The organism is Aliidiomarina sanyensis (assembly GCF_003987175.1).
Taxonomy (GTDB): Bacteria; Pseudomonadota; Gammaproteobacteria; order Enterobacterales; family Alteromonadaceae; genus Aliidiomarina; species Aliidiomarina sanyensis.
Genome location: NZ_PIPM01000012.1, coordinates 1 through 24,738, shown reverse-complemented (window position 1 = coordinate 24,738; position 24,738 = coordinate 1). Strand labels below are relative to the sequence as shown.

17 protein-coding genes and 1 tRNA gene are annotated in these 24,738 nt (G+C 50.7%); 11 read left to right on the top strand and 7 right to left on the bottom strand.

Annotated elements, in window-relative coordinates; all coding sequences use genetic code 11:
* Positions 1–20: 20 nt before the first annotated feature.
* The gene (putA, locus tag CWE11_RS09885; protein WP_126777460.1) at positions 21–3,185 is read right to left on the bottom strand and encodes a bifunctional proline dehydrogenase/L-glutamate gamma-semialdehyde dehydrogenase PutA; all 3,165 of its coding nucleotides are present in this window, start codon (positions 3,183–3,185) and stop codon (positions 21–23) included.
* 231 nt (positions 3,186–3,416) lie between these two features.
* Between putA and CWE11_RS09880 the strand changes: the two genes are divergently transcribed.
* Both CWE11_RS09880 and glnE read left to right on the top strand, forming a co-directional pair.
* Positions 3,417–4,058, top strand: coding sequence for a CYTH domain-containing protein (locus CWE11_RS09880; RefSeq protein WP_126777459.1), 642 nt, complete (start codon positions 3,417–3,419; stop codon positions 4,056–4,058).
* A gap of 2 nt (positions 4,059–4,060) precedes the next feature.
* Positions 4,061–6,937, top strand: a complete 2,877-nt coding sequence (gene glnE, locus CWE11_RS09875; protein WP_126777486.1) for a bifunctional [glutamate--ammonia ligase]-adenylyl-L-tyrosine phosphorylase/[glutamate--ammonia-ligase] adenylyltransferase — start codon at positions 4,061–4,063, stop codon at positions 6,935–6,937.
* Here glnE and lpxL read toward each other — a convergent pair.
* Positions 6,934–7,908: an LpxL/LpxP family Kdo(2)-lipid IV(A) lauroyl/palmitoleoyl acyltransferase gene (gene lpxL / locus CWE11_RS09870; protein ID WP_338022189.1), complete on the bottom strand. Its 975-nt coding sequence runs from the start codon at positions 7,906–7,908 to the stop codon at positions 6,934–6,936. The genes glnE and lpxL overlap by 4 nt on opposite strands.
* A 107-nt stretch (positions 7,909–8,015) precedes the next feature.
* Positions 8,016–9,368: an outer membrane channel protein TolC gene (gene tolC, locus CWE11_RS09865; protein ID WP_126777458.1), complete on the bottom strand. Its 1,353-nt coding sequence runs from the start codon at positions 9,366–9,368 to the stop codon at positions 8,016–8,018.
* Between the two features lie 260 nt (positions 9,369–9,628).
* Here tolC and nudF point away from each other — a divergent pair, with 260 nt between their 5' ends.
* The 6 genes from nudF (at position 9,629) to rraB (ending at position 16,322) form a co-directional block, all read left to right on the top strand.
* Positions 9,629–10,282, top strand: a complete 654-nt coding sequence (gene nudF / locus CWE11_RS09860) for an ADP-ribose diphosphatase (RefSeq protein WP_126777457.1) — start codon at positions 9,629–9,631, stop codon at positions 10,280–10,282.
* Positions 10,275–10,706 (top strand): DUF1249 domain-containing protein, encoded by a 432-nt coding sequence (locus tag CWE11_RS09855; RefSeq protein WP_157981342.1) that lies wholly within the window; start codon positions 10,275–10,277, stop codon positions 10,704–10,706. The genes nudF and CWE11_RS09855 overlap by 8 nt, the downstream gene beginning before the upstream one ends.
* Positions 10,707–10,845: 139 nt before the next feature.
* Positions 10,846–12,741: a DNA topoisomerase IV subunit B gene (gene parE, locus CWE11_RS09850; RefSeq protein ID WP_126777455.1), complete on the top strand. Its 1,896-nt coding sequence runs from the start codon at positions 10,846–10,848 to the stop codon at positions 12,739–12,741.
* A 54-nt stretch (positions 12,742–12,795) separates the two neighbouring features.
* A complete protein-coding gene (parC, locus tag CWE11_RS09845) occupies positions 12,796–15,090 on the top strand; it encodes a DNA topoisomerase IV subunit A (RefSeq protein ID WP_126777454.1) in 2,295 nt (764 codons plus the stop codon).
* Positions 15,091–15,210: 120 nt separating this feature from the next.
* Positions 15,211–15,969 (top strand): 1-acylglycerol-3-phosphate O-acyltransferase, encoded by a 759-nt coding sequence (locus CWE11_RS09840; RefSeq protein ID WP_126777453.1) that lies wholly within the window; start codon positions 15,211–15,213, stop codon positions 15,967–15,969.
* Positions 15,966–16,322 (top strand): ribonuclease E inhibitor RraB, encoded by a 357-nt coding sequence (gene rraB, locus CWE11_RS09835; RefSeq protein WP_126777452.1) that lies wholly within the window; start codon positions 15,966–15,968, stop codon positions 16,320–16,322. The genes CWE11_RS09840 and rraB overlap by 4 nt, the downstream gene beginning before the upstream one ends.
* 109 nt (positions 16,323–16,431) lie before the next feature.
* Here the strand turns inward: rraB and CWE11_RS09830 are convergent, their stop codons facing one another.
* The 3 genes from CWE11_RS09830 to pepA are packed head-to-tail and all read right to left on the bottom strand — an operon-like array spanning position 16,432 to position 21,251.
* The gene (locus CWE11_RS09830; RefSeq protein WP_126777451.1) at positions 16,432–19,281 is read right to left on the bottom strand and encodes a valine--tRNA ligase; all 2,850 of its coding nucleotides are present in this window, start codon (positions 19,279–19,281) and stop codon (positions 16,432–16,434) included.
* 20 nt (positions 19,282–19,301) lie between these two features.
* A complete protein-coding gene (locus CWE11_RS09825; RefSeq protein WP_126777450.1) occupies positions 19,302–19,745 on the bottom strand; it encodes a DNA polymerase III subunit chi in 444 nt (147 codons plus the stop codon).
* Positions 19,746–21,251, bottom strand: coding sequence for a leucyl aminopeptidase (gene pepA / locus CWE11_RS09820; RefSeq protein ID WP_126777449.1), 1,506 nt, complete (start codon positions 21,249–21,251; stop codon positions 19,746–19,748). It lies immediately after the preceding gene.
* A 346-nt stretch (positions 21,252–21,597) separates the two neighbouring features.
* Between pepA and lptF the strand changes: the two genes are divergently transcribed.
* Both lptF and lptG read left to right on the top strand, forming a co-directional pair.
* Positions 21,598–22,707, top strand: a complete 1,110-nt coding sequence (gene lptF, locus CWE11_RS09815) for an LPS export ABC transporter permease LptF (protein ID WP_126777448.1) — start codon at positions 21,598–21,600, stop codon at positions 22,705–22,707.
* Positions 22,707–23,774, top strand: a complete 1,068-nt coding sequence (lptG, locus tag CWE11_RS09810; RefSeq protein ID WP_126777484.1) for an LPS export ABC transporter permease LptG — start codon at positions 22,707–22,709, stop codon at positions 23,772–23,774. The genes lptF and lptG overlap by 1 nt, the downstream gene beginning before the upstream one ends.
* Before the next feature lie 33 nt (positions 23,775–23,807).
* On the opposite strand, the gene CWE11_RS09805 is transcribed toward lptG, so the two are convergent.
* Positions 23,808–24,329: an RDD family protein gene (locus tag CWE11_RS09805; RefSeq protein ID WP_126777447.1), complete on the bottom strand. Its 522-nt coding sequence runs from the start codon at positions 24,327–24,329 to the stop codon at positions 23,808–23,810.
* A 138-nt stretch (positions 24,330–24,467) separates the two neighbouring features.
* Here CWE11_RS09805 and CWE11_RS09800 point away from each other — a divergent pair.
* Positions 24,468–24,555 (top strand) — tRNA-Leu (locus CWE11_RS09800).
* Positions 24,556–24,738: the final 183 nt, after the last annotated feature.

Genomic DNA, 24,738 nt, shown 5'->3' with positions numbered 1-24,738 from the left:
AGGTTTTGACGTTGAGACAGTTAGTCGCCAAGCGACAGCAGGGTGGCGTTTCCACCAACCGCGGTAATATTGTCGGTAAAGGTCTTCTCGGTCATGAACGCGTACAGGTAGTGCGGCCCACCTGCTTTTGGACCTGTGCCAGACAAGCCGCGGCCACCAAATGGCTGCACACCAACGACCGCACCTACTTGGTTGCGGTTGATATAAACGTTACCAACTTGAATTCGCTTCGCAACATCGTATGCAAAGGTTTCATTGCGACTGTGAATACCAAAGGTCAGACCGAAGCCTGTGTTATTGATGTCATCAATAACCTGGTCCAAGTTTTCACGCTTGAAGCGAATGACATGCAGAATCGGACCGAAGTTTTCCCGGTGCAATTGATTGATGCTGTCAATTTCAATTGCGGTTGGGGTGACAAAGGTTCCGCCCCGAGTGTACTCAGGCATGGGTGATTCGGAAATCAATTTACCCACATGCTGGATATCAATAATATGTTGCTCTAGGTTGGTCTTTGCGATTCCGTCGATCACAGGACCCACGTCGGTTTTGTGATCAATCGGGTCACCAACCAGCAGCTCTTGCATTGCGCCTTTGAGCAATTCAATGATGCGATCCGCAACATCGTCTTGTACAAACAGGACGCGGAGCGCTGAGCAGCGCTGTCCAGCGCTCTTAAACGCACTGGCCACGATATCTGTCACCGCTTGCTCTGGCAACGCAGTGGAATCGATCAGCATGGCATTTTGGCCGCCGGTTTCAGCGATCAAAGGCACGAGTGCGCCAGTTCGCGCAGCGAGCGCACGATTAATAGCTTGTGCGGTATTGGTCGAACCCGTGAAACATACTCCAGCGATGTTTTCTTGGCTGACCAAATACGAACCAACTTCTGCGCCTTTCCCAGGAAGGAATTGAAGCACATCGCCTGGAATGCCCGCTTCTATTGCTAGCTGGACCGCACGATAGGCAACTAAACCGGTTTGCTCAGCTGGTTTTGCGATGACACAGTTCCCGGTCGCTAGCGCAGCGGTAACTTGGCCAAGGAAAATCGCCAGTGGGAAGTTCCAAGGGCTGATACAAATAAAAGTACCACGTCCCTGCACGAACAGTTCATTGGTTTCACCCGTTGGCCCTGGTAATTTCTCACCCGCACCCATGAGCTTGCGTGCTTGAATTGCATAGTAACGGCAGAAATCAACCGCTTCACGAACTTCATCGATACCGTCTTGGAGGGTTTTACCTGCTTCCAATGTACACAACGCGATTAGCTCATGGAGGTGCTCTTCGAGTAAATCGGCGAGCTTTTCGAGCGCTTCAGCACGTACATTTACATCGGTGTTGGTCCACCGTGGATAGGCTTTATTCGCTAGCTCTAGCGCTTTTTCAGCGAGCTCTGCGTCGGCCCAGCCGATCGTACCTATTTGATGGGTGCTTTGTTGTGGCGAAGTGACGCCAACGCGCTGACCTGTTTCGACCAGTTTGCCGTTAACGATTGGACCGCCTTGCCATTGGTTGTTTTGGAAGCTGCGCACTTTTTCAAAGAAAGGCGCACCCTGAGATTCAATATTCATGTTTAACCCCAGTGAATTCGTGCGTTGCCCGAAAATTTGAGTCGGGAGAGGAATTTTGTCGTTAGCCAAAGATGGCTTTTTGCGCAAATTGAGCAGTGGGTGCTCTACCAGCGTTTCGATCGGCACTTTTGGATCCAAAAGTTTGTGAACAAACGAACTGTTAGCACCATTCTCAAGGAGACGGCGAACCAAATAGGGCAGTAACTCTTTGTGTGCCCCGACGGGTGCATAGATCCGGACTGTTTTTCCAGGATTCTTTTCCAAGAACGCGTCGTACAGATCTTTACCCATCCCATGCAGGCGTTGGAACTCGTACTTCCGTTCACCGGCAAGTTGCTGCACCGTGACAATAGTTTGTGCATTGTGGGTCGCAAATTGCGGATAAATATTTCCTTCCGTTGCGCTGCTCAGCAAGTATCGTGCGCATGCCATATAGGATACATCAGTGCTCGCCTTGCGCGTGAACACAGGATAGCCCGGCAAACCTAATTGCTGACAGTGTTTAATCTCGGTATCCCAATAGGCACCTTTTACCAAGCGAACTGGAATTTCATCGCCACATTCCTGGGCGAGCGCATTAATCCACAAAAGAACGGGGAGTGCACGCTTCGAATACGCTTGCACAACGAGCCCAAAGTAGGGCCAGCCTTTACATACACCGCTGCGATAAACTTTCTCAAACAGGTCGAGGGATAGCTCAAGACGATCCATCTCTTCAGCATCAATGCTCACACCCACGTTCGCATCTTTGGCGAGCTTAATGAGGTCGGTCAGGGTCTTGGCGAGCTCTTCAAGGACTCGGTCCTTATTGGCCATCTCGTACCGAGGATGTAGCGCTGACAATTTGATTGAAATTGTCGGGCGTGGAACGTCAGGGTTGTTGAAGTTCTCAGCTGCAACTCGTTGAATTGAATTTACGTATGCTTGTTTGTAACGTGCGGCATCGACTGAAGTAAGTGCCGCTTCGCCTAACATATCGTAGCTGTGAGTGTACCCACCGTCGCGATTCTTACGGCTATTCTTCAGGGCCTCATCAATGGTGCGGCCGAGAACGAACTGTTTACCCATCAACTTCATGGCTTGGTAGGTTGCCTTACGCACAACAGGTTCACCGAGGCGTTTTACCAATCGGCGGAAGCGATTGACAGGTTCATCGCGTTTGCGGCCATGGGGATTGACGACCTTGGTCGCAAGATTCAGTCCCCAGGTTCCGGTATTGACGAGAATCGATTCGCTTTTGCTTAAGTAGTCGTTCCACGCGCCTTTACCCAACTTATCTTGGATCAGGGCGTCAGCCGTGAAGCTGTCAGGAATCCGCAACAGGGCTTCGGCCAAGCACATCAGAATGATCCCTTCCTCTGTGTCTAGGCTGTACTGTTGTAAGAATGCGTCGACCCCATCGCCACCTTGGGTTTTTTCCCGTACTTCATGCACTAAGTCATGGGCAGCTCGGGTTAGGTGGTCGACCGTCTCCTGATCTTCTGGAACCAGCTTAATCAGCTCTTCCAAATACGCGTTTTCATCAACCGAGTAATTATCGGTGATTACCTTACGCAACTCCTTAAGTTGCGTGGGCTGATCGTGTTGAGACAACACCTGACTGGCTCTAAACATCACGTCTCCTGTAAGCAAAAACCGACCAACGATCGGTACCACAGATCCGCACGGGAACATGGCCGCCATTGTATGTTTATTTTGCGCCGCGTAAAGTCTTGTCGAAAGGATTTTTCACTGAGACCGACGAGTACGGCAAGAACTGCGATTAGCAACAGGTCGTACGAGGTTGACCCATGCTCTGGTTGAAGCGCAGAATAGGGCTTCAACTGCTGTTGCTGGAGGCGACGAATGCGCGCTGAAGATTCCCAAGAAGTAGAGCTTAAGTTTCTGATTAACAAAGAAGAGATATCGGCCCTCCGAAAGTTTCTCGATGCACATGGACGCGCAATTCAAGCGCTAAAGCTTCGCAATTTGTATTTTGACACGCCAGATGAAACATTAAGTCAGGAGCGAATTGGGTTGCGAATTCGCTGCTGGAATGACCAGTGTGAGCAAACCATAAAGCTCGCAGGTTTACAACAAGGTGCCATGAGTCAGCGGCCTGAGTATACCGTTCCGTACCAAGGAACCGTGCCAGATCTTACCTTATTCCCACGTTCGATCTTCGGGCGTCATCTGGATCCTATATCGCTTACGCAGAGTTTAGTGCAAATGTTCACAATTGAATTCAACCGGGAACGTTGGCGCTTCTATGATGGTGACGCTGAAATTGAAGTCGCTGTGGATCAAGGTGAGATTATTAGCGATGGAGCGCGGGAGCCGATATGTGAGCTTGAACTCGAGTTAGTGCAAGGGGATATGAGCCTGCTTGAGCGTGTCGTGTCGGAAATTGAACAAATTATTGTGCTGCGTCCGGGGACCAGTAGCAAAGCGCAACGAGGATTTGCCCTTCGTCATAAACGTGCGGCACAGGATCATAATGGGCAATGAGAATGCTCTCACTTCCTGAGCCCGGCTTATATCCCCGTGATGCACAACTGCCTTCCTCGCTCGAAAATGAAGGAGCATCTCAGTGGGATCGGCTTGCTTCTCTCAAAGATTATTTTCACTCCGACTCTGAATGGACCGAAGTGCGCTGGCTTGTGCATGTAAGCCCGTTTGTTGGCCGCGTTATCGAACGATATGGTGAAGCAGCGTGCAACCGGCTATTCAATCCATTGTCCTATGCTCGATCATCTGCCTCTGAAGGCCACAGCACACAAATGGATGAGCGCGCGTTAATGCGTCATTACCGAGCGTTGCGTGATATTGAAATGGCCCGGATTGCTGCGCTCGACCTCCTTGGCCGGATGCCCTTGAATCAAATGCTCGAGGAAACGAGCTACCTTGCGGATGCATTATTGATGCAAGCCATCGAGGATGCACAGCGTCTTCTGGAAGCGCGTTACGGTCGGCCTACCGATGCGCAGGGTGAAGTCCCGTTGATCGTCTTAGGCATGGGAAAGCTTGGCGGGCGTGAATTGAACTTTTCTTCAGATATTGATTTGATCTTTGCCTTTTTGCGGCATGGGGAAACCTCCGGTGGACGGCAGTCGGTTCCGTTCGAGCTGTATTTCGGCAAAGTGGTGCAGCTGCTCACACGTTTGCTCGGTGAACACACGGCGGACGGACAACCGTTTCGTATCGACCTTCGACTGCGGCCTTTTGGGCAATCTGGGCCGTTGGTCTCTAGCGTTCAAGCGTTGATTGATTACTACCATGAGCAAGGCCGGATGTGGGAGCGTTACGCATTAGTCAAAGCGCGCGTGATTGGTGCCGATCAGACCGTCCGGGATGAAGTTGAGGCGATTTTCCGTCCATTTATCTATCGTCGCTACCTTGATTACAGTGCGATTGACGCATTGCGAAAAATGAAGTTGATGATCAACCAAGAAGCGCGTCGTAAGGGTGTTTCCCACAATATAAAGCTTGGCTTGGGTGGCATTCGAGAAATTGAGTTTATTGCGCAGGTTTTTCAGTTGATCCGAGGGGGGCGGGAGTTCGAGTTTCAAACCCGCTCGTTAATTGAAGCGCTGAGCGTATGTGAAAAGCATCGAACCCTCGATGCTGCAGCCGTTGATGATTTGCTGCAGAGCTATGCCTTTCTTCGAAAAGTCGAGCACGTGCTACAAGAAGTTAATGATAGGCAAACACAGACGTTGCCGTCGGATTTTGAATCACAGCAACGAGTCCTATTGGCCTGTGGTTATGAAGCGACACCTGAGGCATGGGAGGCCTTTCTGGGACGAGTCAGTGAAGTGATGGCGACAGTTCATCAGCACTTTTTAGATGTAATTGGGGGCGAAGCGGATCTGCTCGACAGTGAAGACAGTGAGTATGCCGTGTTGTGGCAGGACATGTTGGCAGATGAAACTGCGCTTGATGTCCTAAGCGAAGGGGGAGCTGAGGATCCAAATACTGCGTGGGAAGCCATTCAATCGTTTCGGGATGTTGCTCGAAAACGACCCTCCGGTCCACGGGGACGTGAATTGCAGGCTCAGCTGGTGCCGATTATTATTGAGCATGCACTGAGTCAGAAGGATACGACGACCGTCCTGCAACGGACCTTTGGTGTGCTGGCGCAAATCATGTCGAGAACCACCTATCTCGAGCTCTTAGCAGAAAACCAGTCGGCACGTAAGCAGCTAATCTTTTTATGCGGTTCGAGTCCGTGGATTGCCCATTTACTCGCTAAATTCCCATGGCTCCTCGATGAGCTCATCGATCCGGTGCAGTTGTATCAACTGCCTGCGGTGACCGACTACCATCAGCATGTTGGCGAATACATGATGCGCCTTGCACAAGACGATATCGAAGGGCAAATGGATACCCTGCGACATGTAAAGCAAATTTTTCAATTGAAAGTCGCGGCCGCGGATCTTAACGAAGGGGTGCACCTCATGCGCGTGAGTGATCACCTGACGTTTCTCGCAGAAGCAATTTTAGAGCATGTCGTGTTGATTGCGTGGCGCGAGCTTGTTCATAAGCATGGAACACCGCCTGGTCGTTCGGAAGATGACACTGGGTTTGCTGTCATTGCGTATGGCAAGTTGGGCGGATATGAATTGGGCTATGGTTCTGACTTAGATCTTGTATTTCTGTGTGAGGATGACATTAGCGGTCAAACGGACGGAGCGCGGCCGATTGATGTGCAGCAATTCTATTTGCGGCTCGCGCAAAAGGTGCTGCACTTGTGCACCACGAGAACCAGCGGCGGTGTGTTGTATGAGGTGGATATGCGGCTGCGTCCTTCGGGGCAGAGTGGTCTCTTAGTGGTGCGCATTGGAACCTACAAAGAATATCTTCAAAAAGATGCTTGGACTTGGGAATTACAAGCGTTAGTGCGTGCTCGGATGATTTTCGGAACAACATCTATGTATGAGAAGTTTGCCGCGATTCGAAAGAACGTCATTTGCCGTGCGCGGGGAGAGGAAGAGTTGCGAGAGGATGTTCTTAACATGCGCTGGAAGATGCGCAATCACTTATGGCAAAAGAATCCTGACTTTACCGATGTGAAGCATGTGCCGGGTGGAATGACTGACATTGAGTTTCTGGCGCAATACCTGGTTCTTCGTTGGAGTCATGAGGTTCCGGACTTTGCAGTCTGGACGGATAATATCCGGATTTTGGAGACCGCAGACACCCACAAGGTTCTGCCTGCTGGGGTGGCTAGCGGACTCATCGCTGCCTATCAAGAATATCGAATCGAAACCCATCGGTTAGCACTCGCCGAGCGAGGCGCCTTGAGTGAGCGAGACTTTTCTGAACATCAACACGTTGTTTCAAACGCGTGGGAAGCTCTGTTTGGTGAGCCCCCTCAGGCAAGTTAATTCTCTTTACGTCTCTGTTCGGCGGAATAATAGCTCGGCATATCGTCGTTGGGGCGCGTTTTAAAGCGTCGATGAACCCACATATACATAGAGGGCATTGACTGAACTGCACGCTCGACCTCTTTGTTTACATGCACGGCATCGGTGGTCTCGTCACCTGTTGGGATTGGATTCTCCGGTGGATAGATCCTTAATACATAGCCTTTTGCACCGGGTAATCGCTCACAGGTACTCACGAGGGTTTCGCAATTTGCGCCTGCCGCAAATATGGTGGTTCCAGTTGTGGTGCATGCATCGGGGACCGAAAAAAGCGGCACAAAAACGCTGCGATGGCGACCATAATCTTGGTCAGGAAGATATCCTGCGACTTCGCCGTTATCCAGTGAGTTAAGCATGCTACGCAAGTCTTTGCGTTTGATCATGAATTTATTGCTTCGGCTGCGGCCTTTGGTTTGTAAGTATTCCATAACCGCGTTGTTATGCGGTCGATAGAGGCCAACGGACGGTCGGACGATACCAAATACGCGGGCATGCATTTCGAGGCAGAGGAAATGGAAGAGTAACAAGAAGACGCCTTTCCCCTCTCGCTCGCAGCGCTCAATATGTTCCCAGCCCTCCACTTGGAGTTTACGTCGCACCCGCCAATCAGGCCACCACCACGCCATTCCCGTTTCAAATAGGGCGATCCCGGTATTTGCAAAATTGGTTTTTAATAACGATTCACGTTCGCGGGGCTCCATGTCAGGAAAGGCGAGTTCCAAATTCCGGCGTGCCACAGCGACACGTTTTGGCATGGCTTTGTAGAATAAACCACCTAAACCTCGCCCAAGTGCGAGTTGAACACGAAAAGGAAGCCAGGAAATGGTGTAAAGCAATGCCACCAACAACCACGTGGGCCAGAATTTGGGATGCAGGAAATACATTCTGAAACGAGGGAGTTGGACGGAATGAATAGTTTTTTGTGTCGCCACGTTGGAGAACCTTTTTGAATTATCTTGGCGGATTGTAGCGAAATGAATGCCAAAGAAAAACAAAGCCGACGCGAAGTCGGCTTTGTTTCAATGCGCGAAACCGTTTTTTATTGCGGTGCGCTTAACCCTTCATTCAACGAAATGATATCCGATTCAGAGATGATACCCGCTGCTTGATATAGGGTGAACATGCGGTTCACATAGTTGTACCGCGCCTCTGATAGGTTCCGGCGGGCGTTGAATAGGTTCCGCGTGCTGTCGAGAACATCGACAATCGTCCGGGTGCCGACTTCAAAACCGACCTGAGTTGCGTTGAGGGCACTTTCTGCCGATACGACCGCTTGCTCAAATGCGCGAATACTCGAGATGCTCGCGACCACGTCGAAGTAGGCGCTCCGCACGGTCCGCTCTACTGCACGACGGTTTTCCTCAAGGGTTTGACTCACCGCGACATATTCATTTCGCGCTTGCTCTGTGGTGGCAATGGTCCGCCCCCCAGAATACAGCGGCAGGGTCAATTCGAGCCCAATATTTCGGGTATTCAAGCCACTGAGGTTACGCGAAGTTCCCATGGATGAGGTGTCTTGATCGCGGTTTTGATAACTCGCATTTAGGTTTACTCGTGGGTAGTGACCAGTACGCGCAAGTTCAATGCGTTGATCAGCGATCTCGAGCCCAGTGCGGCTGACGAGCAGCTGTAGATTTCGATCGTGCGCCAGACGAATCCAACGGTCCACGCCGTCAGGATCTGGACGAACAGGTTCGAAACGCTCTGTATTCAAACGATAAATGTCGTAATGCTGGCGACCGGTAATTTCCCGCAATCCTTCCAAGGCAATTTCCACTTGGTTTTGCGCTTGGATTTCACGGGCAACTGCGTTATCGAACTGGGCCTGTGCTTCATGGACATCCGTAATTGCGGTGAGCCCTACCGAGAAACGATGTTTGGTTTGCTCAAGCTGGCGCTCGATGGCACGTTTTTCAGCTTGCACAAATTCAAGGTTATCTTGTTGCTGAAGGACATTGAAATACGCATCTGTCACGCGCAGCATGAGTTGCTGGCGGGCGAGTAGGTAATTGACCTCAGCTTGATAGGCTTGTTTCTCGACAATGCCTGTTGAACGCCAAGTGGCAAGGTTAAACACGCTTTGGCTCAAACGAACGGTTTGGCTAAAGGTCCGGGTATTTGCTGTTGCCAAGAAAAACCCGTCTTCCGTGTTTTGCACGTTGTCGGCACGCGAGTCAGAATATCCAACATCAAGACTGACTTGTGGGAACCAGTCGGCTCGTGAAACATCAATCCCTGACTTTGCTGCGTCTCGTTCAGCGGCCGCACGCAAGAGACGTGGGTCGTTTTCAAGGGCTAAACGGTATACATCAGCAAGGTTGGTCGCATTTGCCTGAAACCCGGTGAGTCCCAGTCCCATTGCCAGTGCGACTGACAAAATTCTTATCTTCATGGGTTATATTTTCCTTTGCATAAAAGGTACGGCGAAAGTTTTGCAGCAAAAAACTGGCGCTATTCTAGCCCGACTCGCGAAGCAAAGTAAGCCCGTTGGTCAAGTAATAGCTCGCAAAAGTGTAACAGATTCTTACGTATGCACCGTGTAAAGGCGCCGATTCGTGAAGATCCTGCGATGCCTTGCATTCGTAAAACCCCCGACAAGCTTGCATTTACGTGATGAACGCCCGTATCGTTCAGCAGAAATGTGTAAAAATAATGAATTTTCATGTAAAGGAGCGTTTCGTGCAGCAGTTTGGGCCAGATGATGTTGAAATTCAGGCGGTAAAGCCAATCTATGACGGCTTTTTTAAAGTGAGTCAGCTGACATTGCGACATCGTCTTTTTGAAGGTGGATGGAGCGAACTGATGCAGCGCGAGGTGATGGACCGCGGGCACGCCGTGGTTGTTATTCCGTATGATCCACAGCGTGACGCCATTGTCATGCTGGAGCAGTTCCGTGTCGGTGCGATTGCCACGAGTGAAACACCGTGGCTTCTAGAGCTTGTTGCAGGAATGGTTGATCCGGGTGAGACCAAAGAGGAGGTTGCTCACCGCGAGTTGCAAGAAGAAGCTGGACTGACTGCGCATTCGATTGATTACGCGTTAAGCTATCTATCAAGCCCTGGCGGGATGACGGAACGAATTTACATATACCTTGCCCAAGTGAACAGCGAGGCAGCCGCATCGTTCGGAGGGCTTGCTGAGGAACATGAAGATATCCGTGTTCAGCCTTTACCTCGCGGTAAGGTGATGCAACTTTTGGAAGATGGTAAGATTGACAACGCCGCGACCGTGATTGGTTTGCAATGGCTTGGATTGCACTTAAACCGCTACCGTCAACAATGGGGATATGACCCAATTCATGAATAGACGTTATGTACCGGATTTGAAAGATTTGCACAGTCTCGCGGAGCGAAATTATACCGCGTTGAATCGTCTCTTGCCGGAAGGTAATCAAGGGGTCACGATCCAGATCGGAGAGCAAATGCAGTTTGAACTCAGCCGAATTCAAGATGCGCGCTATACTTCGGACTTTCAAATCACGCAGACAGCGCCTGATGTTGCGGATTATCTTCAGGCTCGCTTTCTTGTGCGTCTCTATCATGATGCGCGAATGGCCGAAATTATTGATTGCCAAGGGCAAGATCGGTTGACCGCGATCGCTCCGGGATTGACTTCGGGGCGTCACCAAAAAGATGAGAAATTGCAATTAAGTCGACACTTAGCCGAGTGGCTGAAGCTTTGTTTCCGGCAAGGCAGAGCAAATATAGAGTGGCAGTGCGCGCCAATCTGATACCCCGGCGGTAGCGCACTTAGTTACAAATTTCCAAAAGTTCAACACACTGCATTCATGAGCTATTTTCGGGCTTGCCTTTTGGCGCCGAACCTTTCAGGATAGCTCGAATATAAGAATAATTAGGTACGTCTCTCTCATGACTCAAAATAAAGATTATCGTGCTGATTCGATTGAGGTTCTGAATGGTTTAGAACCAGTCAAACGCCGTCCGGGAATGTACACCGATACAACTCGCCCGAACCACTTGGGTCAGGAAGTCATTGATAACTCCGTGGATGAAGCGTTGGCGGGCCATGCGCGCAGCATCGAAGTGGTCTTGCATGCCGACCAATCGCTAGAAGTAATCGACGATGGGCGTGGAATGCCCGTGGACATCCACCCAGAAGAGGGGATGCCTGGCGTTGAATTGATCATGACGAAACTCCACGCGGGCGGGAAGTTTTCCAACAAGAACTACCAGTTCTCTGGTGGTTTGCACGGTGTTGGAATTAGCGTCGTAAATGCTTTGTCGACTCGTGTTGATGTGACCGTGCGTCGCGATGGTCAAGTATATGAAATGGCGTTTGAGAACGGCGACAAAGTGTCTGATTTAAGTGTGACGGGTACGGTCGGTAAACGGAATACCGGAACACGCGTACGATTCTGGCCGGATGGTAAATACTTCGATTCGCCAAAATTCTCGGTAACCCGCCTGCGCTATCAGTTGCGCGCGAAAGCGGTGCTCTGTCCGGGCCTTAAGATCACGTTTAAAGATCATGTGAATAGTGAAGAAACCACTTGGTTGTACGAGGACGGACTACGCGACTATCTGACCGAAGCACTTGGTGACCTTCCACGCTTACCGGAGGAACCATTTATTGGCCAGTTTAGCGCAACGGAAGAAGGGGCTGAATGGGCGGTAACCTGGTTGCCTGAAGGGGGAGAGGGCCTCGGTGAGTCGTACGTAAACTTAATTCCAACCGCGCAGGGCGGAACTCATGTGAATGGATTACGCCAAGGGATGTTGGAAGCCTTGCGTGAGTTTTGCGAATTTCGAAATCTCCTCCCCCGTGGGGTTCGCCTAACACCTGAAGATATTTGGGAGCGCTGCAGTTATATTCTTTCCGTCAAAATGCAGGACCCACAGTTCTCAGGACAAACGAAAGAGCGCTTGAGCTCACGTCAAATGGCAGCGTTCGTGTCTGGTGTCGTCAAAGATGCCTTTAGTCTCTGGTTGAACGAACACACCGACCTTGCAGAGCAGATCGCGGAGTTGTGTATTTCGAGTGCACAGCGGCGTATGAAAGCGGCGAAAAAAGTCGTCCGCAAACGTGTTACTCAAGGCCCAGCATTGCCCGGCAAGCTTGCAGATTGTGCATCACAAGATCCTGATCGAAGTGAGTTGTTTTTGGTGGAAGGGGACTCAGCGGGAGGCTCAGCGAAGCAAGCCCGCGATCGGCAGTTTCAAGCCGTGATGCCATTACGCGGTAAGATTCTCAATACATGGGAAGTGGATCCCGATCAGATCCTCGCATCGCAAGAGATTCACGATATCTCAGTTGCTCTTGGCGTCGACCCCGGTGCGCTCGATTTGAGTAATTTGCGCTACAGCAAAATCTGTATTCTTGCGGATGCGGATTCCGATGGACTGCACATCGCAACCCTCCTATGCGCCTTATTTGTTCGGCATTTCCGTCCCCTTGTTGCCGCAGGTCACGTGTACGTTGCAATGCCACCACTGTACCGGATTGATGTCGGGAAAGATGTCTATTACGCCTTGGATGAAAGCGAGAAGCAGGGTGTGTTGGATCGAATTGAAGCAGAGAAGAAAAAAGGGAAAATCAATGTGCAGCGCTTCAAAGGACTTGGTGAAATGAACCCTTTGCAGCTGCGGGAAACAACCATGGACCCCAACACCCGCCGTTTGGTGCAGCTAACCGTTGACGATCCGGCTCAGACCGATTTGTTAATGGACATGCTACTCGCGAAAAAACGTTCCGGTGATCGGAAGGAATGGTTGGAAACCAAAGGAAACCTCGTTGAGCTCGCATAAATCGGTGACGGTTATGCCAAGATTGCGCTCGCAGACAGAAGATTAGGATGAAGCATGAGTACAGCGCTCGAGAATATAGAACAATTACCGCTGCATAAATTTACCGAAGATGCCTATTTGAATTATTCCATGTACGTCATTATGGACCGGGCACTTCCTCATATTGGCGATGGGCTCAAACCTGTTCAGCGTCGCATCATTTATGCGATGTCGGAACTTGGTCTTTCGTCAATTGCGAAATATAAGAAATCGGCACGAACTGTGGGTGACGTGTTGGGTAAGTTTCATCCACATGGTGACTCGGCATGCTATGAAGCCATGGTCCTCATGGCTCAGCCGTTTTCTTATCGTTATCCTTTGGTTGATGGGCAAGGGAACTGGGGTTCGCCTGATGATCCAAAATCGTTCGCCGCGATGCGGTATACCGAAGCGAAATTGTCACGCTTTGCTGAAGTTCTGCTGAGTGAGCTTGCCCAGGGGACTTCCGACTGGGTGCCGAACTTCGATGGCACCATGCAAGAGCCGAAGATCCTTCCCGCTCGTCTGCCACACATTCTGTTAAATGGGGTTACCGGTATTGCGGTTGGGATGGCGACCGATATACCGCCACACAATGTGCGTGAAGTAACCCAAGCCTGTGCCTTGCTTCTCGACTCGCCGAATGCGTCTCTGGCCGAGGTGATGGAGCATGTTCGGGGGCCGGATTATCCGACCGATGCGGAAATTATCACGCCAAGCGAAGACATCGAAAAGATTTACGAGACGGGTCGGGGAAGCATCAAGATGCGCGCCCGCTATTTCCTTGATGATGGCGAGATTGTGATCGATGCGCTCCCTCATCAAGCATCCGGCGCGCGAATTCTCGAGCAAATTGCCGCTCAGATGCAGGCCAAAAAACTTCCCATGGTCTCCGATTTACGTGATGAATCGGATCATGAAAACCCGACTCGATTAGTGATCGTTCCGCGTTCGAATCGCATCGATACGGATCAGTTGATGGCGCACCTCTTCGCGACGACGGACCTCGAAAAGAATTACCGGGTCAATTTGAACATGCTTGGGCTCGATGGACGCCCACAAGTTAAGCCACTAACAGAGATTTTGAAAGAGTGGTTGCAGTACCGATTGCAAACGGTTACCCGCCGTTTGCAGTTCCGCCTCGATAAAGTAGAGAAGCGTCTGCACATCCTTGACGGGCTTTTGATTGCATTTCTGAATATTGATGAAGTAATTGAAATTATTCGTCACGAGGACGAACCCAAACAAGAGCTGATGAAGCGCTTTGGATTGTCTGATACGCAAGCCGAAGCAATCCTTGAATTAAAACTTCGTCATTTAGCCAAACTTGAAGAGATCAAGCTCAAATCCGAACAAGATGAACTCGCGAAAGAACGCGATGCACTCCAGTTAATTCTTGGGTCTGAACGTCGATTGAAGACGTTAGTTAAGAAGGAACTGCTCGCTGACTCGGAGAAATATGGTGATGAGCGCCGCTCGCCGCTCGTCGCTCGTAAAGAAGCCAAGGCATTGAGTGAACGTGAATTGACCCCGTCCGAGGCCGTCACTGTGGTCTTATCTCAGAAAGGTTGGGCGCGCTGTGCAAAAGGCAATGATGTGGATGGCTCCACGTTAAGCTACAAAGCAGGGGACAGTTTCCTGGCGCAAGCCTCAGGTCGATCGAATCAGCCGGTGGTATTCATTGATACCTCAGGTCGAAGCTTTAGTTGTGAGGCGCATACCCTCCCATCGGCGCGGACTCAAGGCGAACCACTGACGGGTCGATTTAGTCTGGTCTCTGGTGAAAGTATAGCGCAAGTGTTAATGGGTAAAGATGAGAGTCTTTGGTTGATGGGATCCGATGCTGGTTATGGATTTGTCACCAAGTTCGCCGATATGCAAAGTCGTGTGAAAAATGGGAAGGCATTGCTCTCGTTGCCAAGCTCTGCACGTGTGTTACCGCCGCAAGCGATTCGTGACGTAGAAACAGATTTGATTGCCGCCGTTTCGAATGAGGGGCGTTTATTAGTATTCCCCGTAAGAGATTTACCACAGCTGGCGAAAGGCAAAGGAAACAAGATGATTAGCATTCCTTCGAGCCGAGCGAAGATGCGCGAAGAATATGTGCAAGCGATCGCAGTTCTTCCTGCAGACGCAACGCTAACGGTTGTTGCAGGGAAACGAAAGCTTTCGCTTAAAGCATCTGATCTCGAGCATTACACCGGCGAGCGAGGCCGTCGTGGGAACAAACTTCCTCGAGGACTCCAGCGTGTTGATGCGCTTCTTGTTGAGGCATCGCACACTGCTCCCACCAACGGAGAAGAGACGCTCGACGTACCGCAGAGCGAATAATTAAGAACACGTGTACGCAAAATAAGGGCGCGCTGGTTTGACCATCGCGCCCTTTATTTTTGAGCATTTGTCATAATTAGTCGGTATACTAACGCTTCGTTTTTCAATTTAAGTGTACACATGTTAGCTGTAATTCGATTGATCATTTTGGGTGTTTTTATTGTATTTGCGGGAGTTTTCGGCTCGCTGTTCTGCTTGTTCCGGCCATTTCATCGGAACAATACAGCCCTGTTTGCCCATCTATTTGGGCGTATGCATCGCATTCTCGGCGTTAAGCTTGAAATACGGGTACCAGAGCAAGTCCAGAATGGGGGGCCATTTGTCTATGTGGCCAATCACCAAAACACCTATGATATCTTTACCATGAGTCGCTCCCTATTACCTGGGACCGTCACTATCGGTAAGAAAAGCCTGAAATGGATTCCATTTTTCGGGCAGCTTTACTGGCTGGCTGGAAATATTCTGATTGATCGCAAGAACAGTTCCAGAGCGTATGGCACGATAGGTACAGCGGTAGGCGCTATCAAGGAGAAAAACCTGTCTATTTGGATGTTCCCAGAAGGAACACGAAGTTATGGGAAGGGATTGCTGCCCTTTAAGACAGGTGCATTTCACACGGCACTTCAAGCCAAAGTCCCCCTCATTCCGGTCTGTATGTCAACGACCACGAAAAAGATTAAGCTGAATCGGTGGAACAATGGTACAGTGATTCTCGAAATGCTACCGCCTGTTGATACCAAACATTATGGTCGCGATGGGATTCGCCAGTTGATGGCGGATGTGTATGCGCAGATGAATGAGAAGATTGCGCAGCTTGACCATGAAGTGGCTGCATTGGCGAATGATTCGAATCAGGGTGAAGGGGCCCGATCCGCATGAATGATTTAGAAGCGTTATTAGCGCAAAGTAAAGAAACCGTAGAGGCGTTGCTTGAAGCCGGCATTGAGGAAGATTTTGAGCTTGAAATTGAACATCACCTCGTGAGTACTGACTTTAGCAAGTTGGAGAAAGCGGCGGTCGAATTGGTCAAATTGGGATATCACGTTGAAGACGCTGAAGAATTCCATTTGGATGATGGCAAGACGTGCTTCTATTTTGCTGCTATTACAGAGTGTCTTCCAGATGTTGCGGTGCTTGAACAACAAACTCGTGAGATATGTGCTGTTGCGGATGCATGCCACGTCGAATATGACGGCTGGGGAACCTTCCTTGGCGATGAAGAGGAAGAGTAACTCGGTTACTCAGAATCTTTACCCAGCTGCAATAGAGCGCTCGGTTCATCTCCTAACAGATAAAAAACGGTGGCATAAGCCACCGTTTTGCGTTTCATCGTCCCGAAAATTAAAGCTCGAGAATGCGTGCGTGCTGCTGCTGAAGTTGCCTCAGTGTTTCTTCCGCTTCCGCTTGTTTTTCTCGTTCTTTGGCAATGACCTCCGCCGGCGCTCGGCTTACAAAATTCTCATTTTGCAGTTTGCCCGATACGCGTTGAAGGTCCCCCTGTGCTTTTTCGATTGCTTTGGCGAGTCGCGAAAGCTCAGCATCTTTATCAATGAGTCCGGCCATTGGGATGTGAATTTCCATGCGACCCACCAACGCTGTGGCACTTGCGGGCGCGTCGTCGGTTGATGTCAGGAAGGTAATCGACTCAAGCTTCGCAAGAGCTGCCAAGAATGATTCATTTTGCTCCAAGCGTCGCTGGGCCGTATCATCGGCATTCGCAATCAGAACCGGCAATGATTTGTTCGGTGATAAATCCATCTCTCCGCGAATATTCCGAATTCCCACGATCACTTGTTTCAGCCACTCCATGTCATCCTGAGCTTGTGCAAACCGTGTTGGTTGCTCCTGCGGGTAGGCTTGATTCATGATGGTATCTGCATGAGTTCCTGCTACTTCTGCAACACGCTGCCAAATCTCCTCGGTGATGAAAGGCAGCAGTGGATGGAGCAAGCGGAGTAATTGCTCAAGTACCGTGACCAAGGTTCTGCGAGTGCCACGCTGCTGAGCTGGGGTGCCGGACAGCAAGACAGGCTTGGTCAACTCAAGGTACCAGTCACAGAATTGGTTCCAAGTAAACTCGTAAGCAATGCTCGCCGCATGGTCGAACCGATAGGTGTCGAGGGCATGGCGGAATTGCTTTACGGTCATATTGAATCGCTCAATGATCCACTGGTCCGCGAGGGAGAGTTCGAGGGCATCCTCGCTCACCTCTAATCCACAATCATGGGACTCGGTGTTCATCAAGACATAGCGGCTGGCATTCCACAACTTGTTGCAGAAGTTTCGGTAGCCTTCTAGGCGCTTCATGTCCCAGTTGATGTCGCGCCCGGTTGAGGCCAATGCAGCGAGCGTGAAGCGCAGGGCATCGGTACCATGCGCCGAGATACCTTGTGGGAATTCGTTTTGGGTTCGCTTGGCAATTTGTTGAGCCAGCTTTTCTTGCATTAGATTGCTGGTACGTTTTTCAACAAGCTGATCAAGTTCAATGCCATCAATCATATCCAAAGGATCAATTACGTTGCCTTTGGACTTCGACATCTTGTTCCCTTGTTCATCACGAATTAGTCCTGTCACATAGACGGTCTTGAACGGGACTTGCGGTTTACCATGCTCGTCTTTAAGGAAGTGCATGGTCATCATAATCATCCGAGCGACCCAGAAGAAAATAATGTCAAAACCTGTAACCAACACGTCGGTCGGGTGGAATGTCTTTAAGTCATCCGTCTCTTCCGGCCAACCGAGGGTGGAGAAGGTCCACAGCGCAGATGAGAACCACGTATCAAGGACGTCATTGTCTTGGGTTAGGGTGACATGCTCCGCGATATCATGCTTGGCTCGTACCTCGGCCTCACTGCGTCCGACGTAGACATTGCCATCCGCATCGTACCAAGCCGGGATTCGATGCCCCCACCAGAGCTGACGCGAAATACACCAATCTTGGATATCGCGCATCCAGCTGAAATACATGTTTTCGTACTGTTTTGGAACAAACTGAATTTCGCCATCTTCAACCGCTTTGGTTGCGGTCTCAGCTAAAGGTGCAACACGCACATACCATTGGTCTGTGAGGAATGGTTCGATGACGACACCCGAACGATCACCATAGGGTACTTTGTTGTCATGCTTTTCGATTTTTTCGAGTAAATCTGCATCATCAAGTGCTTGCACAACCGCTTTTCGGGCTGCAAAGCGCTCGAGGCCCGCGAAGGCTTGTGGCAATGCCGTAGCGACATCAGTGCGAGGCTGGCCTTTCAGATCGAATACTTCAGCGTTTGCAAGGATATGAGCATCGTCGCTCAGGATATTAATGAGTGGAAGGTTATGACGCTTGCCAATGTCATAGTCATTAAAATCGTGAGCGGGCGTGATCTTAACGCAACCGGATCCGAATTCTTGATCAACATAATCGTCGACGATGATTGGAATACGGCGTCCGGTGAGAGGAAGCTCAATGAACTTCCCATGCAGTGCCTGATAGCGCTCATCTTCTGGATGCACGGCAACCGCCGCGTCACCGAGCATCGTTTCTGGACGCGTTGTAGCTACAACGAGGTATGATTTTCCATCAGCAGTCGTCGCTCCATCGGCCAGGGGGTAGCGTAAGTGCCAGAGGCTGCCTTGGCTTTCTTTATTCTCAACTTCCAGATCGGAGATAGCAGTTTTGAGCTTCGGGTCCCAATTGACCAAACGTTTACCGCGGTAGATCAGATCGTCTTCAAATAAGCGCACAAAGACTTCTTGAACGGCTTTCGATAGCCCATCATCCATGGTGAAACGCTCGCGATCCCAATCCACGGAATCGCCGAGACGTCGCATTTGTTGAGTAATGGTGCCGCCGGACTCTGCCTTCCAGTCCCATACCCGTTCAATAAAGCGTTCACGACCGAGTGTGTGACGGTCCAAACCTTGGGCCGCAAGCTTGCGCTCAACAACCATTTGCGTGGCGATACCGGCATGGTCCGTTCCGACTTGCCACAAGGCGTTATAACCATCCATTCGCTTATAGCGAACGAGGGTGTCCATCAACGTATGTTGAAATGCATGCCCCATATGCAGTGATCCCGTCACATTCGGTGGCGGGATCATGATGCAGTAGGACGGGCCTTGCTGCGACGGACGGAAATAACCAGCTTGTTCCCAGTGTTCGTACAAGCGCTGTTCAATATTCTGGGGCGAATACGTTTTATCCATGCTGTCCTTCAATACAAATCTTAAGTAGGTTCGTTGAGCTGCTGCGTTGTCAGTGTGAGACCCTGACGGCGGTACTGACGATAACGCTCGCGAGCCTGCTCTTTGCCAGCCGTATCGGCGGGCACAAAATCAATTACCGATCGAAACTGGTGTGCGACATCGGGTGCGTGAGCTTGCAGATTGACCAGCAGATGTTTTTGATAGCCATAGTCAGAGAGCGGTTGATCCCAACCGATCACCACCGGCGCTCCGCCTGCACCTCCCTCGCCAACCAGGCTATGGGGAACGAAGCGTTCTGCAGGAAGTGACCATAGTAGTTCATCAAACGCCTCTGCTGCTTGCTTGTCGTTCGCCATCACAGCGATTCGCTGTCGCCGTTGGAGTCGCTCAATGAGGAGCGTGCACGCAACTTCCTCTGCCGCTTGTCCTTCGCTAAGGACGTAGAACGTCACTTCGGTGGCCACTTACTCACCCTGTGCTGCGTTTGCGCGCGCGAGCAAAAATTGGGTCAGCATCGGAACCGGGCGCCCGGTACTGCCTTTTTCTTTGCCACCTTTCCATGCGGTGCCTGCGATGTCTAAGTGCGCCCAGTGATATTTCTTCGCAAAGCGAGACAAGAAACATGCTGCGGTGATGGTTCCTGCTGCGCGTCCACCAAGGTTTGTCATATCAGCAAAGGGGCTTTCAAGCATTTCCTGATATTCATCCCATAGGGGCAATTGCCAAGCGCGATCACCGCTTTGCTTGCCTACGTTAAGGAGTTCGTGTGCCAGCGGGTTGTGATTACTCATTAACCCGGTTGCATGTGGCCCAAGGGCAACTACGCAGGCGCCAGTGAGCGTTGCGATATCAATTACTGACTCTGGATTGAAACGCTCCACATAGGTCAGCGCATCACACAATACAAGGCGACCTTCTGCATCCGTGTTAAGGACTTCTACGGTTTGACCCGACATGGTTTTGATGATGTCACCGGGGCGATACGCTCGCCCATCGGGCATGTTCTCGCAGCCTGCAAGAATACCAATGACATTGATCGGGAGCTTCAACTCTGCAAGTGCTTGCATGGTGCCGAGTACGCCTGCGGCACCACCCATGTCGTATTTCATTTCGTCCATGGCTTCTGACGGCTTGATCGAAATCCCGCCCGAGTCAAAGGTAAGCCCTTTGCCAATCAATACAATGGGGGCTTTATCGTCAGCGGCGCCGCGATAATGCATTATCGTCATGACGGCTGGGTTTTCTGAACCGCGACTGACTGCAAGGTATGCGTTCATTCCCGCCTCAGCCATATCGGTTTCATTCACGCGCTCAACGTGCAGCGCTTCATAATGCTCTGCAACGGCTTCAGCTTGCTCTGCGAGCCATACCGGTGTGCAGATATTCGGTGGCATGTTGGCGGCATCACGACACAGCTTTACCCCTTTTGCAACGGCCAAACCGTGTGCAACCGCTCGCTCGCCAATGGGAAGCTCACGACGGGTCGGGACGTTGAAAACGAGCTTCCGCAGTGGACGGCGCGGCTCTTCTTTGTGTGTTTTCAGTTGGTCAAATGCGTATAGGCTCCCTTGCGCGGCTTCCACCGCGTGGCGCACTTTCCAATAGGTGTCACGGCTCTTGACGTGCAGTTCGCTGAGAAAACAGACTGCTTCCATCGCTCCTGTTTCATTCAGTGTCGCAATGGTTTTGCTAATAATTTGCCGATATTGTCGTTCATCGAGCTCGCGTTCTTTACCACACCCAACCAATAAAATGCGTTCACTCAGAACGTTTGGTACATTATGCAGCAGGAGCGTTTGGCCAGCTTTGCCTTCAATGTCACCACGGCGTAGTAGATTGCTCAAGTAACCATCGCTAATTTTGTCGAGTTGCTCGGCAGCTGCGGATAAGCGGCGCGGCTCAAATACCCCGACCACGATACACGCGGACCGTTGTTTTTCTGGGCTACCGCTTTTTACATTGAATTCCATAAACTCTCCCATTTCTGGTGTATTAGCACGAAGCGTGGCATCATGTTAACGCTTCTATTTTATCGGGTTCTGCGGGTCAGAATAACGCACTTCAGGGCTTGGTGTAGCGCATTCGTGCGGTTGGGCTCTCGATGTCCGAATAGGCCTTCGTACCTGCGGCTCAGTTCGCTCTATCAGTTTGCTAAAAAAGAGCGCAAAAAGGCTTTAAAAACCCAGAGTAAACTTTGAAAATGAACCGCGGCAGAACCGATTAAACTTACTTTTCACGGATTAAACTTGCCAAAACACAAAGTTTACTGAAAAATTTGACGATTTCCAGTGAAAAACGAAGTTAAGGACTGAGCACGTGCTCATTTTTCGTTACATTATTAAAGAGACATTCAAAGCACAAATTGCTGTTTTCGTTGTGTTGTTGACCATTTTTGTGAGTCAGCAGTTCGTGCAGATTTTGACGCAGGCGTCTGACGGGCAGCTACCTGCCCAATTGATATTGACCGTTCTAGGCTTACAACTTCCGGGATTGGCTTCCCTTATTCTTCCGATCAGTCTTTTCCTTGGGGTCTTGATGGCTCACGGTCGGATGTATACTGATCATGAGATGTCAGTTCTTCATGCCTGTGGCGTAAGCGAATGGTATGTCACACGGGTCACGTTAGTTTTTGCTCTCATTCTCTCCGTAGCGACCGCATTGTTAACACTCTGGTTAAGTCCGTGGGCGCTCTCACAAGAGCATTCTCTTGCGGAACGAGCGCGAGCCGAAGCCGGTGTTTCGGTGATTCAACCCGGACGTTTCCAGCAAGCGGCGCAACAACGCGCGGTCATTTTTGTTGAGAACCAGGGGCGGGATGGGGAACTGGAAGAAATCTTTGTGGCGCAATTACCCGCCCGCGGAGAGCTCGGCGAAGACCAACGTGCGAGTGTGGTAATGTCCGCGAGAGGGCGGGTTGAAACGCTTTCCAATGGCGCGCAATTATTGATTCTTGATGATGGACGTCGCTATTCCCAATCACTCGTGAACCTCGACCATCATGTGATGCGCTTTGATGAGTACCAAATTCAAATTCGTGAACAAGAAATGGACGAAGAACGACGTCGCCTCGAAGCGATTACTACACAAGAACTGATGCAAACACCGGGAACCGAAGCCCGCGCTGAGATGCAATGGCGGATTGCTATTCCTCTTGCGATGCCCTTGTTGACCTTGATCGCCGTTCCACTCAGCCGGGTCAATCCGCGGCAGGGTAAGTTTGCCAAGATGGGGCCCGCAATTTTGATTTATATGGCCTACTTCATGATTTTGATGGCCGCTAAACGCGCACTCGCCGATGGCTCATTGCCTGAATCCCTCGGGTTGTGGTGGATTCACATCGGCTTGTTATTGGTGGGGATTTCATTGCTGGTGCGGGAACGCCCGGTTGGGTACCGAATGCGGGCCGCTATTCGAGGGCAGCGATGATGTTTAGTATTCTCGATCGTTACATCGGCAAAACGGTCTTGATGACCTCGTTGCTTAGCCTTGTGGTGTTAACGGGCTTGAGCGCACTGATCCGTTTTGTTGAGCAGATTCGCGCGATTGGGCGGGGTACCTACGATATGACGGATGTCCTCGTTTTTGTGGTGCTAAGTTTTCCGCGCGATGTCGAAATGTTCTTCCCGATTGCAGCGCTGCTTGGAGGTCTGATTGGCATGGGACTCCTTGCCAGTAATAGCGAGCTGACCGTAATGATGGCGGCAGGGCGGTCGCGTTTAAATCTGATTGGCTCGGTAATGAAGTCTGCTGTGGTGATGATGCTTGCCGTGCTGGTTATTGGCGAGTGGATAGCGCCGCAGCTTGAGTCCCAGGCTCGTCAGTTGCGTGCTCAAGCAGTGAGCGGAGGCAGTCTGATTAGTGGGGACCATGGCATTTGGGCAAAAGATGGCAACCATTTTATCCATATCGGTGAGGTTGAGGATGTTGGACGTTTGAAGAACGTTACCATCTATCAATTCAACGGTCGTGAGCTCGATAAAGTCATTCATGGCGGCCGTGCGACCTACATTGGACCAGAGTGGCGCGTCCATGATGCTCAGTATACCGAATTGAGTGATACCGAAGTTCAAAACTACCAGCTCGCAAGTTGGAGTTGGCGTTCAACACTGACGCCTGAGAAATTGGGCATTTTTACTGTTCGGCCCGAGTCGCTCTCGATTTCTGGCTTAAACAGCTATGTGTCGTATTTGCGTGCCAACCGGCAGGATGCGAGTCGATACGAACTCGCTTTCTGGCGCAAGGTGATGGTTCCGTTTACGGTTGCGGTGATGTTGCTGGTCGCGCTGTCGTTTATCTTTGGACCATTGCGGTCGGTCACTATGGGGGCAAGGGTGCTATTGGGGGTGATCACCGGCTTCACCTTCCATGTGTTTAACGAAGTGTTTGGACCTATTTCTCAGGTCTATCAAATCCCGCCATTTTTAGGGGCTATTTTGCCGGGGCTGATTTTTGCCTCTGCCGCCATTTATATTTTGTCCCGCAACCGCATTTAATTCCCGTGGTTTGTACTGGGTTGGGAGCACCGTTTACTTACGTTTCCAGTTCTTAAATTGGTTCGCTTCTACCGACAAAACCACCACTTCACACCCTGCAACCTTATCCTGTAACGCAAGTTTTTCACGGCTGAAAAGAACCCAAAAGTTCCCGAGGCCAAGCAATGCAGTGAGGGTTCGAATCAAGGCTTGTTTCCAGCTCACGCGACTGCCATCGGTATTTTGCACACGCATCCGCCACGCACGCATGCCAAGTGTTTGACCACCGCGGCGCCAAAATCCGGCATAAAATAGAATGATCACCCCGATAATATAGAGAGTGAAAAGTGGGTTTCCTTGGACCACGCCTGCATGATCCTGTCCTTCAGCCAATGTAATCAGCCCTGCCACTTCGAGCCCCACCACGACCGCTAACCCAGCACCTGCGGCAAACATAATGACCGCAGTGATGACAAGAAGGTCATAGATAATCGCGCCAATGCGTCGCCAAAATCCGGCGCGCGGAAATGTGCCTATTTGGGGGGTAAAGTCATCTGATTGAGGGTGTGAAGTCATGAGTTGGTGAAATCCTGAACATTTGAGAGTTCAAGATGATACATGAGGCGTTATTTTTTTGCAGCACCCCTTGCACAGGCCTCGATCATGGGTATAATGCGCAGCGTTCTCTTCGCGAGAACGTCACCTCAAGAAAATGCCTGGGTGGCGAAATTGGTAGACGCAGCGGATTCAAAATCCGCCGGGCTAATCCCCCGTGTCGGTTCGAGTCCGACCCCAGGCACCACTTGTACGGCCAGATTCAAAAAGCCCAGCTCAACCGAATGGTGAGCTGGGCTTTTAGTTGTGCGCCGGGCACGGCGCGTTGCGCCCTGACGGGTGCTATTCCTGTACAGGTGGTACTGACAGGATGACTTGGAGGTGAGAGTCCTCTGTGAGCCCGGTAAGGGGAATCACTAGCTGAACCGCA

Excerpts from the sequence above, each read along its gene's own strand:
- tolC (WP_126777458.1), bottom strand. The coding sequence starts at position 9,368 with ATGAAGATAAGAATTTTGTCAGTCGCACTGGCAATGGGACTGGGACTC.
- CWE11_RS09805 (WP_126777447.1), bottom strand. The coding sequence starts at position 24,329 with ATGACTTCACACCCTCAATCAGATGACTTTACCCCCCAAATAGGCACA.
- nudF (WP_126777457.1), top strand. The coding sequence starts at position 9,629 with ATGAATTTTCATGTAAAGGAGCGTTTCGTGCAGCAGTTTGGGCCAGAT.
- CWE11_RS09830 (WP_126777451.1), bottom strand. The coding sequence starts at position 19,281 with ATGGATAAAACGTATTCGCCCCAGAATATTGAACAGCGCTTGTACGAA.
- putA (WP_126777460.1), bottom strand. The coding sequence starts at position 3,185 with ATGTTTAGAGCCAGTCAGGTGTTGTCTCAACACGATCAGCCCACGCAA.
- rraB (WP_126777452.1), top strand. The coding sequence starts at position 15,966 with ATGAATGATTTAGAAGCGTTATTAGCGCAAAGTAAAGAAACCGTAGAG.
- pepA (WP_126777449.1), bottom strand. The coding sequence starts at position 21,251 with ATGGAATTCAATGTAAAAAGCGGTAGCCCAGAAAAACAACGGTCCGCG.
- parE (WP_126777455.1), top strand. The coding sequence starts at position 10,846 with ATGACTCAAAATAAAGATTATCGTGCTGATTCGATTGAGGTTCTGAAT.
- CWE11_RS09880 (WP_126777459.1), top strand. The coding sequence starts at position 3,417 with ATGCGCGCTGAAGATTCCCAAGAAGTAGAGCTTAAGTTTCTGATTAAC.
- CWE11_RS09840 (WP_126777453.1), top strand. The coding sequence starts at position 15,211 with ATGTTAGCTGTAATTCGATTGATCATTTTGGGTGTTTTTATTGTATTT.
- glnE (WP_126777486.1), top strand. The coding sequence starts at position 4,061 with ATGCTCTCACTTCCTGAGCCCGGCTTATATCCCCGTGATGCACAACTG.
- CWE11_RS09855 (WP_157981342.1), top strand. The coding sequence starts at position 10,275 with ATGAATAGACGTTATGTACCGGATTTGAAAGATTTGCACAGTCTCGCG.
- lptG (WP_126777484.1), top strand. The coding sequence starts at position 22,707 with ATGTTTAGTATTCTCGATCGTTACATCGGCAAAACGGTCTTGATGACC.
- parC (WP_126777454.1), top strand. The coding sequence starts at position 12,796 with ATGAGTACAGCGCTCGAGAATATAGAACAATTACCGCTGCATAAATTT.